This window comes from Streptomyces sp. A01 (assembly GCF_059026195.1).
In genome coordinates this window covers 102,713-115,674 of record NZ_JBWLKN010000004.1, presented here as the reverse complement: position 1 = coordinate 115,674, position 12,962 = coordinate 102,713, and the positions used below count along the sequence as shown (strand labels likewise).

At 72.2% G+C, this 12,962-nt stretch carries 8 protein-coding genes and 1 pseudogene; 2 read left to right on the top strand and 7 right to left on the bottom strand.

Features of this window, described 5'->3' with window-relative positions:
- Positions 1–5: 5 nt before the first annotated feature.
- Entirely contained in the window at positions 6–701 is a 696-nt protein-coding gene (gene rpe, locus AC5P1B_RS06715) for a ribulose-phosphate 3-epimerase (RefSeq protein WP_493885615.1), read from the bottom strand.
- 133 nt (positions 702–834) lie between these two features.
- On the opposite strand from rpe, the gene AC5P1B_RS06710 reads away from it, so the two are divergent.
- On the top strand, positions 835–2,967 hold the full coding sequence (locus AC5P1B_RS06710; protein WP_493885614.1) for an MMPL family transporter: 2,133 nt from the start codon (positions 835–837) through the stop codon (positions 2,965–2,967).
- Between the two features lie 659 nt (positions 2,968–3,626).
- Here AC5P1B_RS06710 and AC5P1B_RS06705 read toward each other — a convergent pair.
- From AC5P1B_RS06705 to fmt, 4 genes and pseudogenes are all read right to left on the bottom strand, one after another.
- Positions 3,627–4,277: a hypothetical protein gene (locus AC5P1B_RS06705; RefSeq protein ID WP_493885613.1), complete on the bottom strand. Its 651-nt coding sequence runs from the start codon at positions 4,275–4,277 to the stop codon at positions 3,627–3,629.
- 721 nt (positions 4,278–4,998) lie between these two features.
- Entirely contained in the window at positions 4,999–6,414 is a 1,416-nt protein-coding gene (locus tag AC5P1B_RS06700) for an RsmB/NOP family class I SAM-dependent RNA methyltransferase (protein ID WP_493885612.1), read from the bottom strand.
- Between the two features lie 180 nt (positions 6,415–6,594).
- Positions 6,595–6,804: pseudogene (locus tag AC5P1B_RS06695) on the bottom strand (LLM class flavin-dependent oxidoreductase); the annotation flags it as partial.
- Between the two features lie 26 nt (positions 6,805–6,830).
- Positions 6,831–7,763 (bottom strand): methionyl-tRNA formyltransferase, encoded by a 933-nt coding sequence (gene fmt, locus AC5P1B_RS06690; protein WP_493885611.1) that lies wholly within the window; start codon positions 7,761–7,763, stop codon positions 6,831–6,833.
- A 250-nt stretch (positions 7,764–8,013) separates the two neighbouring features.
- Here fmt and AC5P1B_RS06685 point away from each other — a divergent pair, with 250 nt between their 5' ends.
- Positions 8,014–8,553 (top strand): hypothetical protein, encoded by a 540-nt coding sequence (locus AC5P1B_RS06685; RefSeq protein WP_493885610.1) that lies wholly within the window; start codon positions 8,014–8,016, stop codon positions 8,551–8,553.
- A 361-nt stretch (positions 8,554–8,914) separates the two neighbouring features.
- Here AC5P1B_RS06685 and AC5P1B_RS06680 read toward each other — a convergent pair whose 3' ends face one another.
- Together AC5P1B_RS06680 and metK are read right to left on the bottom strand one after the other, a co-directional pair.
- Positions 8,915–11,134, bottom strand: a complete 2,220-nt coding sequence (locus AC5P1B_RS06680) for a primosomal protein N' (RefSeq protein WP_493885609.1) — start codon at positions 11,132–11,134, stop codon at positions 8,915–8,917.
- Positions 11,135–11,519: 385 nt separating this feature from the next.
- On the bottom strand, positions 11,520–12,728 hold the full coding sequence (metK, locus tag AC5P1B_RS06675; RefSeq protein WP_493885608.1) for a methionine adenosyltransferase: 1,209 nt from the start codon (positions 12,726–12,728) through the stop codon (positions 11,520–11,522).
- Positions 12,729–12,962 lie beyond the last annotated feature (234 nt).

Genomic DNA, 12,962 nt, shown 5'->3' with positions numbered 1-12,962 from the left:
GTGGCTCAGTGGCCGCACGCCCAGGAGGCGGTGGAGGTCACCTCACGTGCCTGCGCCCGCAGCCTGCTGACCGCCTGGGCCGGGTCGTCCGCCCCGTAGACGGCCGAACCGGCGACGAACACGTCGGCTCCCGCTTCAGCACAGCGTTCAATGGTCGAAGACGAAACCCCTCCGTCCACTTGCAGCCACATCTCCAGGCCGTGCTTGGAGATCAGCTCCCTGGTGCGGCGGATCTTCGGCAGCATGATGTCGAGGAACGCCTGCCCGCCGAAGCCGGGCTCGACCGTCATCACCAGCAGCATGTCCAGCTCGGGCAGCAGGTCCTCGTACGGCTCGATGGGCGTGCCCGGCTTGAGCGCCATCGATGCCCGGGCGCCCTTCGCCCGGATCTCGCGCGCCAGCCGCACCGGCGCCGCGGCCGCCTCGGCGTGGAAGGTGACCGAGCCTGCTCCTGCCTCGACGTACTGCGGGGCCCAGCGGTCCGGGTCCTCGATCATCAAGTGGCAGTCGAGGGGGATGCCCGTCGCCTTGCCGAGCGACTCCACGATGGGGACGCCGAGTGTCAGATTCGGGACAAAGTGGTTGTCCATGACATCGACATGCAGCCAGTCGGCGCCCTCGGGGCCCGATACGGCTTCCGCCTCCTCCGCCAGGCGAGCGAAGTCGGCGGAGAGGATACTGGGGTTGATCTGAACGGCCATGGCGCCAAGCCTGCCACGGCCGACGGTGGCGGGTGGACCCAGGATTGCCGCATTCCGCATCGAGTCGGCCCAAAAGTCTCGCGGATCACGTAGGTGCGTGCGAAAGTGGCAGCCACCGGCCGCAGGGGGGCTCATGCCGGAGATACGAGGTCGCGGCATCGCGTGGTCCGTGTGCGGCCGCCGGTCCAAGTGGCTGGTTCTCGTGCTGTGGCTGGTGGTGATCGCCGCCCTCTCCCCGCTCGCGCAGAAGCTCACCGACGCCCAGGACAACGACGCCGCCTCATGGCTGCCGGGCAGCGCGGAGTCCACCCAAGTCCTGGAGCTCTCCGAGGACTTCAGGCCCGAGGTGATTCCGGCCATCGTCGTCTACGCACGCGAGGACGGCCTCACCGCGCGGGACCGGGAGCGGATCAGCGAGGCCACCGCCAAGCTGAAGACCCTCACCGAGCACGGCGTACGCGGGGGCGAGACGCGCGGCCCGGCCTTCGACCGGGCCGAGGCGCCACGCGCCGCGCAAGTCTTCGTGCCCATCACCATGGACGCGGACGGCTGGGAGCGCATCGCCCCCGCCGTCGACTCCATGCGCGATGTCACGGGCGAGAGCGAGGACGGCCTGGCGGTGCACATCACCGGCCCCGGCGGCACCTCGGCCGCCTTCGCCGAGGCGTTCTCGGGCATCGACTCGACGCTGCTGCTCTCCGCTCTCGCCGTCGTCATCGTCGCCCTGCTCGTCACCTACCGCAGTCCCAGCCTGCTGCTGGTGCCCGTGGTCTCGGTCGTCGGTGCGCTGCTGGCCGCCCAGGCGATCATCTATCTGCTCGCCGAGCACGCCGGACTGACCGTCAACGGCCAGAGCGCGGGCATCCTGACGGTCCTCGTCTTCGGTGCGGGAACGGACTACGCCCTGCTGCTGGTCGCCCGCTACCGGGAAGAGCTGCGCCGCCACGAGGACCGGCACGAGGCGATGGCCATGGCCCTGCACCGCGCGGGCCCGGCCGTGCTCGCCAGCGGGGCCACCGTCGGGGCCGGGATGCTCGTCCTGCTCGCCGCAGAGATGAACTCGACCAGCGGACTGGGCCCGGTGTGCGCCATCGGGGTCGCCGTCGCACTGCTGGCGATGATGACGCTGTTCCCGGCCTTGCTGGTGATCTGCGGACGGTGGGTCTTCTGGCCGCTCATCCCGCACCACGGCTCGCCGGAACCGACCGAGCGCGGCCTGTGGGCCGAGGTCGGCGCGCGCATCTCCCACCGCCCCCGGGCCGTCTGGCTGACCACCTCCGTCATCCTCGCCTCCCTGGCGTTCGGCATCCTCGGGCTGCGCGCCGCGGGCATCAGCAACGCCGACGCCTTCACCGACACCCCGGACTCCATCACCGGCCAGCGGGTCTCGGCCGAGTACTTCCCGGCGGGCAGCGGCGACCCGCTGGTCGTCGTCGCGGACGCGGCCCAGGCACATACCGTGAAACGCGTGGTGGCCCAGGACCCCGGCGTATCCCCCGGGTCCGCCACCGTGCCGCCGGGCACCGCGCCGGAACACGAAGGCCGGGTCCTGTTCGAGGCCACGATGACCGACCCGGCCGACAGCCGCGCGGCGAAGGACACCGTGGAGCGCGTACGGGATGCCGCGCATGAGGTGCCGGGAGCCGACGCCAAGGTCGGCGGGGGCACGGCCGCACTGCTCGACGCCGACGAGGCGTCCACCCGCGACAACATCGTCGTCATCCCGCTCGTGCTGCTCATGGTCCTGATCATCCTCGCGCTGCTGCTGCGCGCCCTCATAGCGCCGCTGGTGCTGATCGCGACGGTGGTCCTCTCGTACGCCACAGCGCTCGGCATCAGCGCGCTCGCCTTCCGGTACCTGTTCGACTACGCGGGCGAGGACACCGCCTTCCCGCTGTTCGTCTTCGTCTTCCTGGTCGCCTTGGGCATCGACTACAACATCTTCCTGTCCACCCGCGTCCGCGAGGAGTCCCTCCAGCACGGCACCCGCGCGGGCACCCGCACCGGACTCGCCGCGACGGGCGCCGTGATCACCTCGGCCGGTCTGGTCCTCGCCGGAACCTTCGCCGCACTGGCCACCCTGCCCATGGTGGGTTTCGCCGAGATCGGTTTCGCCGTGGCCCTCGGCGTCCTGCTGGACACCTTCGTCGTACGGTCCGTGCTGGTCACCGCGCTCTTCCTCGACCTGGGCCCCCGCATGTGGTGGCCGCACCGGCTCGCCAAGGAGGACGGGCGCCCCTTCGCCGAGCGGGCGGGGCTGCGCTGACGGCGGCTCAGCGGCGCGCGAGGGGCCGGACAGGGCACGCATCAGGGTGGGGGTGAGCTGGACTGGGCCTACTCCAACCGGGCGAACAACGTGACCAGGCTTCGAGCGGACAGAACAGCGTCAGCGGTCACTGCATTACCCGCGAGAACGCGTCGGCGGTCTTCCGACGCTGCGATCCGGAGGACGCGGACCAGCAGTGGGAGCTCGTCGGCGGCCGCATGTCCACCCCGGCCGACCATCTGAGCCTGACCCCCGTCGAGTAGGGAGCATGCTTCCGCGCGGAGCCCCCATGGCCTTCACGCAGATCACGTCACCCCAACGAGCGACAGTCCGTTTCAAACGCATAGGCGAACCGGATCACCTGAGACCACAAGTGAATCGAACCACTTCACCTGAGACGTGGACCAGATCCCTAGAGACGGGACTCCGGCTCCAGGCGCTCGCCTGGCGTGACAGCGCTGTGGGTTCCCAACTCGGCTGTCCCAGCGCCCGGCAACGACCTGCTGTGATCCGGCCTGTCTCACCTGGGGACAGCAAACGTTCGTCTCACGACCGTGGCCCATGGGTTCCGCCCCCCACCATGTCGATCAGCGGCTGCTGATGGGTGGCGAGGGCGCAGGGAATTATCGCCGAAAGCGTTGGCCTGTGTGCCGGGCTGTTCAACTGAAGTAATCCTCGGGGCCGGAGCCGGCGCGTACGGTATCGAGGGTGAAGCAGTGGAATCCACCGCTGAACAGCCGCCGGTGGCGGTGGCGCACCGGCACCACGGTGAACCCGTGCGTTTCGAGAGTTTTGATCAGCTGGGACGCCTGAGAGTTGGCGATCACGGTGTTCTCGTCGATGGAGAGCACGTTCATGTCGATATGAAGGCTGGTGAGGGTCAGGTCATCGGGGCCGTAGTCAGGGAAGTCGGCTGCGCTGGGCTCCGGTGCATGGATTCTGTCCCACCGGCGCAGCGGCTCGGGCAGCCAGTCGACGACTCCCGGGTGGCGCAGGAGGAGCATGCCGGGCCGCAGCGGCAGCACCTGTGTATCGATGTGGTTGTTGTCCAGGCAGCGTATGAGGTGGAAGCGGAACCTTTCGCCGAAATGTCGGCACAGCCATTGGGCACCCAGTGCATGGTGCTTGGTGGCGGTGTTGACGAGGACGTCCCGGCGGAAGCGCAAGCACTGCGCGGCATCGAAAAGCATCTCCACACCCATGCCACTGGCGAAGGAGGCCAGTTCGTCGGTCCCGGGGACGTGCCGAGAATCCTTGGTTCGGGCGAGGGAGAGATCGAAGGAATGGTCGGCCATGACCGGCCGGGGCATGACCGACCACTTCGCCCCCCTTGGCGAAACACCCGGCAAATAGCGGCTTGAGGAGATCGTTCTCGAAGTACCGAGCCCGGACCTGCGGTGAGGTTTCGACGATCTCGTCCCCGAGGATGATGACCTGGTCTCGGACGTTGAGCGCGGGAGTGCTCATGGATTCCCAGTACAGCGTCCGGAAGTCCGCGCGTTTGGGCAGCGACAACGGTCGGTGCACCGTGACGGACAGCCCCTCCAGGGCGGCCACCAACTCTTCGATGTCCTCCCGCAGTTCCTCGACGTATCGCTTTCTGACCGGTTTCCGTGACATACCGGTGAACTCGTCGAACACCTTGAAGAACAGCCGGAAGGCCAGGTCCAGTTCATGGCCGTCGTAGCCGTCAGGTGAACCGACAATGACCTCGCGCAGCGGGGACCACTCGTCATGGCTGTTGACGGTCATGAGCACCCTTCCAGGCGTGGGAGCCGCCCGATGGCTCCCTGGCGGAACACGGCCGAACGCCGGTCAGACCTACCCGTCTCAGGGGCTGCCTACCCTTCGCTCGGCAGTGGCCGCCCTCCGCCCCATCAGGGCTTTCATCCCCCAACCGGTCGGCCCATGCCTAGAGCCCATTACCGGGCCTTCGGCCCGGGCACCACGAGATCAGCGGGGTGCCCGAGCCATGCGTGGCCCGGGCACCCCGGGCCCGCGTCAATACGACCCTACAAGCGCCCCCCGCCGTCAGGCCGTACGCCGCAGCAGCGCCAGATACATCGCGTCCGTGCCGTGCAGATGCGGCCACAGCTGGATGTCCGGGCCCTCGCCCAGGCCCGCGACTCCCGGCAGCATCGGCCGGGCGTCGATCCACTCCGCGTTCCCTGACGCCTTCATCACGTCGTCGACCACGGCCCGCGTCTCGGCGAGGTGCGGCGAGCACGTCGCGTACCCGACCACACCGCCTACGCGGGCGGCCGCCAGCGCCTCCTGCAACAGGCCGCGCTGGAGCGGAGCGAACCCCTCCAGGTCCGTCGGCTTGCGCCGCCACCGCGCCTCCGGCCGCCGCCGCAGCGCACCGAGACCCGTACACGGCACATCGACCAGCACCCGGTCGAAGGAGCCGGGCCGCCAGCTCGGCCGGGTGCCGTCGGAGGCGATCACCTGGTACGGGCCGGGGTTTCCCTCCAGCGCCCGCGCCACCAGCCGGGCCCGGTGCGGCTGCTTCTCGGAGGCCACCAGCGCCGCTCCCCGCTGCGCGGCCAGCGCGGCGAGCAGGGCGGCCTTGCCGCCGGGTCCGGCGCAGCCGTCCAGCCAGCGCCCGTCCACACCCTCGATGGGCGCGTTGGCCAGCGCGGCGGCGACCAGCTGGCTGCCCTCGTCCTGCACTCCGGCGCGCCCCTCACGCACCGCGTCCAGCGCGCCCGGCTCGCCTCCCTCGGTGAGCCGTACGGCATACGGTGACCAACGGCCCAGCAGGGCGCGGTCTTCGCCGACGGCGTCCATCAGCTCCGTCACGCTCGCCCGCCCGGGGCGCGCGACGAGGGTGACCTCGGGCCGCTCGTTGTCGGCCTCCAGCAGGTCCTCGATCCCGGCCCGGCCGCCACCAAGGGCGTCCCACAACGCGGAGACGATCCAGCTCGGGTGCGAGTACATGACGCCCAGGTGCGCCTCGGCGTCATCGTCGTAGGGGGGCGCGACGCGGGCCAGCCAGCCATCGAGATCGTCGGCGGCGATCTTCCTCAGCACCGCGTTGACGAACTTCGCGCGCCCGTCCCCCAGCACCACCCTGGCCAGCTCGACGGTGGCACTGACCGCCGCGTGCGTCGGAATCCTGGTGCCGAGCAGCTGGTGCGCGCCCAGGCTCAGCACGTCGAGCACCGGCGGGTCGACCTCGCGCAGCGGCCGGTCCACGCAGGCGGCGATGATCGCGTCGTACGTGCCCTGCCAGCGCAGCGTCCCGTACACCAGCTCGGTGGCCAGCGCCGCGTCCCTCGCGTCGAAACCGGTGTCCTCCCTGGCCTTGCGGAGCAGCGGCGGCAGGACGAGGTTGGCGTACGCGTCGCGCTCGTCGACGGCCCGCAGCGCCTCGAAGGCGAGGACCCGCACGGGGTCCTTCTGGGGACGGCGGTAGGGCTTGGCGGGGCGGCGACGCTCGTTCACGAAAGGTGCTCCGGGGCTGGAATGACGAAGAATGCCAGCCTACGTCCCTGCGGGCGGCGTCGTGCGCGCGGTACGCCGCGCGCGGCCACCGTCCCCCGGGCGCCCCGCGAACGCCACACGGGCGCCCCCGGACACCTCCCGTATGCCTCCCGGGCGGGGTGGGGTGATCAGCCCGCCCCGTCAGGCGAAGGCGGGCATGATCTCGTCGTGGATGAGCCGCAGCTGCGTGTCCACGTCGGGGACGCCCTCCAGGTCCAGGCCCGTGAACGTCCGCACCAGGCCGCGGTCGGTGATCGCGCAGATCATGTGGTTGACGCCGGTCGGGGCGATCTGGGTACGGATCTCGTCCAGGCACTCCGCGGGTGTGCCGGCGATGGACAGCCGTCGGGCACCGCCGCCCGCGGCGGCGGGGGCCGCTACCCGCCCAGCCGCTCCCCGGCGGAGATGCGCACGCCGCGCGCCCAGTCCGCGCCGCGCATCGGCTTCTTGCCCTGCGGCTGCACCCACAGCAGCTCCACCGCGTGGCTGCCGGTCCCGACGTGGACGGCGTTCTTGGTGGCGGCCAGTTCACCGGCCGCCAGGTCGGTACGGTCGGTGACCAGCCCCGCCGAGATCACCTTCAGCCGTTCGCCGCGGAAGGTCGTCCAGGCCCCGGGCGCCGGGGAGCAGCCGCGCACGACCCGGTCGACGCGCAGCGCGGGCGCCGACCAGTCCAGCCGGGCGTCCTCCACCTCGATCTTCGGGGCGAGCGAGATGCCTTCCGCGGGCTGCGGCACGGCGTGCAGCGTGCCGTCCTCGATGCCGTCCATCGTCGCCGCCAGCAGTCCCGACCCCGCGAAGGCGAGGCGTGTCAGCAGGTCACCGCTGGTGTCGGTGGGCCGCACCTCCTCGGTCAGCACGCCGTAGACCGGGCCCGAGTCAAGTCCCTGCTCGATCAGGAACGTTGACGCGCCCGTCACCTCGTCCCCCGCGAGCACCGCGTGCTGTACGGGGGCGGCGCCCCGCCAGGCCGGCAGCAGGGAGAAGTGCAGGTTGACCCAGCCGTGGGCGGGGATGTCCAGGGCGGCCTTCGGGAGGAGCGCCCCGTAGGCGACGACGGGGCAGCAGTCCGGGGCGATGTCGCGCAGCCGGGCGAGGAAGTCCTCATCGCGCGGCTTGACCGGCTTGAGGACCTCGATGCCCTCCTCCTCGGCGCGCTGGGCGACCGGGCTGGCGACGAGCCGCCGCCCGCGCCCGGCCGGCGCGTCGGGCCGGGTGACCACGGCCACGACCTCGTGCCGGTCCGACGCGAGCAGTGCGTCAAGGGCGGGTACGGCGACCTCGGGGGTACCGGCGAAGACGAGCCTCATAGCTGGCGAACTACCTCTCTCGCGCTGCGGAACAACGCCTCAGTCTAGGGGCCGCCCACCGGATGGCCCCGCGCCGTGACCAGCCCGGCGCCCGGTCAAAGGGGGCGTACGCGATCAGCTGCGCGCGCCCCGGACCGTGACCACCAGGGCTGCTGACGCGTTGGTCAAGTGAGATTGACCTCACCGGGCCGCTTCAGCGGCCCGGTGTTCTTCCCTGTAGGTTTCAACGCCGGTTTCGAGAGGCTTGTTCATGGCCGACCACGCAACCCACGACGCCCAGGCCCGGGCCAGCCTCCATCTGCTGGTCCGGGACATCGAGCGGGTCCGGCGGCAGGTGGACGCACTGCGTACCCTCACCGCCCAGCTCGGCAACGTCTACCGTCCGCGCCGCACCGGCCCGTCCGCGGGCTTCGTCGTCTACGGCCGCGCCCCCGCCCCCACCGTGCGACTCGCGCAGGAGTTGAGGGACAGCATCGAGACGCTGGTCACGGCCGCGGTGGACTTCGATCGCTCGCTCGGCTTCTCGTGGGACGCCGTGGGTTCGGCGCTCGGAGTAACCAAGCAAGCGGTGCACCGTCGCTACGGTTCACGCCGCACCGCCACACAGGGCGGGGGCGAGAACGGCGAGTCGCTGCGGACCGCCGAGCGCCCGGCGGACGTGCCGGGTCTGCCGGTCGTCCCCGCGGCGCGTTCGGTCCCGTCGCTGCCCAGCCAGGCCGTCCCCAGCCTCCGCGAGGACGCCCGCTCGGGCGCGCTCCCTGGTGCGCTTCCCGGTCCCCGCAACGGCTGACGCCACCGCCGCGTCAACGGGGCGCCCCCACCGCGCCGCGTCGCTGCTCGGCGGCGACTCCGGAGGCCGACGCGACCACCCGGCCGGTCCGGGTGACCAGCGGGACCGCCCCGGCATCCCCCCACCGACTCCCCACTTCCCCCACTCCCCCCAACTGCCTCACCCCTGACCGGACACCGTCCGGCAGCCCCGCCCTCAGCGGGTGGCCAGACCACCCGCTCCACGAGGGCCGGGCCCGCCTGAAAGCTCGTCAGAGCTCAGCGCACAGGGCATCGTCTTCCACCGGCCTGGCGGCTCAGCGGCTGCCGGGCCGGACGCCTGTCCGCCTTCCCAGCGGTCTCCTACCGGTGTCAGCCCGCACTCAGCCGATGTCGGGCGGATCGACGCGCACCCAGGCTGGATCGCCGTCGCGGCGCGTCAGCCGGATCGCCTGAGCCTGCTTCAGCGCGCCGGCGAGCGCCGCGCCCTGCCCCGGCCGCACCCGTACCAGCGCGCGCTGCCAGCTGCCGTCCGGCTCGTCAGCGCCGAGCCGCACCGCCGTCGGCGGCGGCTGCCCCGCCGCGGACCCGGGCCGGGCGCGCCCCGAGGCGGGCGGTGTGACCGGCACGGGGCCGAGCACTTCAGCGGTGTCCGGCAGCGCCGCCAGCTCCAGCAGCGCGGCGACCGCCTCCGGTGGGCCCGAGACCGAGGCCATCCGGGAGACCGGCGGAAAGCCGAGCTCCGACCGCTCGGCCAGTTCACGCACCGCGTGCCCCACGGGGTCCCAGCGCACCAGCGCCTGTACGGGACGCAGCGTCGGTTCGGCGACGATGGTCACCACGCCACCCGCCTCCTGGCCCCGGACGAGCGCGGCGGCCCCCAGCCACCGGCGCAGTGCCTCCTCGCCCGCGCGCAGATCAGCGCGGTTGAGGAGCGCCCAGCCGTCGAGCAGCAGCGCGGCGGCGTAGCCGGGTCCCTCAGCGACGGGCTCGGCACCGGGCGTGGAGACGACCAGCGCCGGTCGCCCGGGGACGGTGTCGAGCACGTGGTCCTTGCCGGAGGCGAGCACGGGCACGTCGGGGAACGCGCGGCCCAGCTCCTCCGCGGTCCGCCGCGCGCCGACGACGCGCGCGCGCAGCCGTCGCCCGCCGCACTCGGCGCAGTGCCAGTCCGGCGCGGCCGTGCCGCACCAGCCGCAGCACAGGGCGGTGTCCGCGGCATGGGCCTCCAGGGGGCCGTGGCAGTGGCCGCACCGCGCGGGCTCCCGGCAGCGCTCGCAGCCCAGCCGGGGCACGTAGCCGCGGCGCGGGACCTGCACGAGGACCGGGCCGTGTGGCAGGGCCTGCCGCACGGTCTGCCAGGCGAGGCTGGGCAGCCGCGCGGCGCGCGCCGCCTCATCCCGCGCCAGCTCGCTGTCGCCGACCGTACGCACCAACGGGGCAGCGCGGCGCGTCTGTTCACGGTCCGCGATCAGAGGACGCGCCCACCGGGTCTCGACGAGCTGGGCGCCCTCGACCGTGCAGCTGATGCCGCCGAGCAGGAAGGCGGCCTTCTCGTGCGCGCTGCGCAGCAGCAGCACCTCGCGCGCGTGCGGCTGAGGTGCGTGCGGCTCGCTGTGGCTGCTGTCCCCGTCGTCCCATATCGCGACGAGCCCGAGGTCACGGACGGGGGCGAACATCGCGGCGCGGGTCCCGACGACCGCCCGCACGGCGCCGCGGTTGACCGCCAGCCATCGCCGGTAACGCTCCTCGGGGCCGCTGTCGGCGGTGAGCAGTACATGGTGCCCGGCGCCGAGGAGAGCGCTCAGTGCGGCGTCGACGCGCACCGCGCTGCGGCCGTCGGGCAGCACGGCGAGGGCGCCACGGCCCGAGGCGAGCGTGCCGGCCATGGCCCTGGCCAGCTCCTCCGGCCAGGACGGGCCCGGCAACGCGGTCCACACCGCACGGGGGGCGTCGCCCCGGGCGAGGGCTCCCACAAAGCTCGGCCCGTGCGGATACCGGCTCCAGCCGCCCGGATCGGGCGCGGCCGGCGGCGGCAGCGGATCGTCGGACGGCTGGGCCTCCACGCGCGCGTGGCGGTGCGGCACGGCCAGCTGTAGGACGTCGGCGAGCGAGCCCGCGTACCGGTCAGCGACCAGTCGGCACACGGTGAGCAGCCCGGGGCCGAGGGCCAGCTCCGGCGAGAGGACCTGGGCGATGGCGGCGAGCGGGCCCTGGTAGTCGGACTCGGCCACCCGTTCAAGGATGTAGCCGTCGAGAAGCCCGCCGCCTTCGCGACGCCCCCCGCGCACCTGGCTCGTGCCCGCGCCGAACCGCACCCGCACCCGCACCCCCGGCTGCGCCTCGGCGTCCAGCTCGGCGGGGACGGCGTAGTCCCAGAGCTTGTCGAGGTGGACCGGGCCCTTGTCGACCAGCACCCGGGCCACGGGCAGCTCCTTGGCGAGCGCCGCCCCCCGCCAGGTGCGCGGCTTGGCGCGCGGCACCTTCGTCTTGCGGACGGTCTCCCGGATGAGCGCGAGCTGCTCGCCCCCTGGCGGCTCCGCCGGGGGCTGTTCTTCCTGGCCCGCCGGATCACGCCCCGGCCGCCCGTTCTCGCTGCTCACAGCATCAGTCTTAGCAGAGGCCACTGACAGTGCGGGGGCCTGGGCGCCCGGGAGGGGAGTCGGGGGCGGCGCTCTGCCACTGGGCCTGGCGGCGCGGGAGCTTCTGTCCGTGCGTCGCGAAGTGCGGGCGCGTTGTGGCTGGGCGCGCAGTTCCCCGCGCCCCTGACGGGGCACACCACCTGGCTGGGCCAGGGCTGCTTCCCCCCGAGCCTGGCGCGGCCTGGAAGCCCCTGCCCGTACGTCGCGAAGTGCGGGTGCGTCCTGACTGGGCGCGCAGTTCCCCGCGCCCCTGGCGGGGCGCACGACGCGGCCCCGCACCCTCATCCGGGTCCGGGGCCGCGTCGTGGTGTTCTTCGCGCCGACGGCTCGCCGTCGGGCCGCCTGGTTACAGGCCGACGGCCGTGCGCAGGGCGTCCACCCGGTCCGTGCGCTCCCAGGTGAAGTCGGGCAGCGCGCGGCCGAAGTGGCCGTACGCAGCGGTCTGGGCGTAGATCGGGCGGAGCAGGTCGAGGTCGCGGATGATCGCGGCCGGGCGCAGGTCGAAGACCTGGCTGATGGCCTGCTCGATCTTCTCCGCGTCCACCGTGGCGGTGCCGAAGGTCTCCACGAAGAGGCCGACGGGCTCGGCCTTGCCGATGGCGTAGGCGACCTGGACCTCGCAGCGCGACGCGAGGCCCGCGGCGACGACGTTCTTGGCGACCCAGCGCATCGCGTAGGCGGCCGAGCGGTCCACCTTGGACGGGTCCTTGCCGGAGAAGGCGCCGCCGCCGTGCCGGGCCATGCCGCCGTAGGTGTCGATGATGATCTTCCGGCCGGTGAGCCCGGCGTCGCCCATCGGGCCACCGATCTCGAAGCGGCCGGTCGGGTTGACCAGCAGCCGGTAGCCCTCGGTCTCCAGCTTGATGCCGTCGTCCACCAGGGCCTTCAGCTCCGGCTCGACGACGAACTCGCGGATGTCGGGCGCGAGCAGCGACTCCAGGTCGATGTCCGAGGCGTGCTGCGAGGACACGACCACGGTGTCGAGGCGGACGGCCTTGTCGCCGTCGTACTCGATGGTGACCTGGGTCTTGCCGTCGGGGCGCAGGTACGGGATGGTCCCGTTCTTGCGGGTGTCCGACAGGCGGCGCGAGAGCCGGTGCGCGAGGTGGATCGGCAGCGGCATCAGCTCGGGGGTCTCGTCGCAGGCGTAGCCGAACATCAGCCCCTGGTCGCCCGCGCCCTGCTTGTCGAGCTCGTCGTCGTCGCCCTCGACACGGTTCTCGTACGCGGTGTCGACGCCCTGGGCGATGTCGGGGGACTGTGCCCCGATCGATACGGACACCCCGCAGGACGCGCCGTCGAAGCCCTTCTTGGACGAGTCGTACCCGATCTCAAGAACCTTGTTGCGCACGAGCGTGGCGATGGGCGCGTACGCCTTCGTCGTCACCTCACCGGCCACGTGCACCAGGCCGGTCGTGATGAGGGTTTCCACGGCGACCCGCGAGTGCGGGTCCTCCTTCAGGAGGGCATCGAGGATGGTGTCGCTGATCTGGTCAGCGATCTTGTCAGGGTGGCCCTCGGTGACGGACTCCGAGGTGAACAGGCGGCGGGACACATCGCTCCCTGGGGTTGCAGCGGCTGCTGGCTGATCATTGGCGGAATCGTCCGGGAGCTGCGCCCGACGCGAATCCGGAGCTCAGTTTATCCGGCGTTCTCGATGAATGGGCCTCCTGTCTCGCAACACGGGCACAGCGTGACTTGTCACACACGCTTGCGCCAGGGGCCGGCGAAGGCTACGGAGACGTCCGGGGCGGCGTTTCTCCGCCTGCCGTGCACGCGAGCCCCGCGG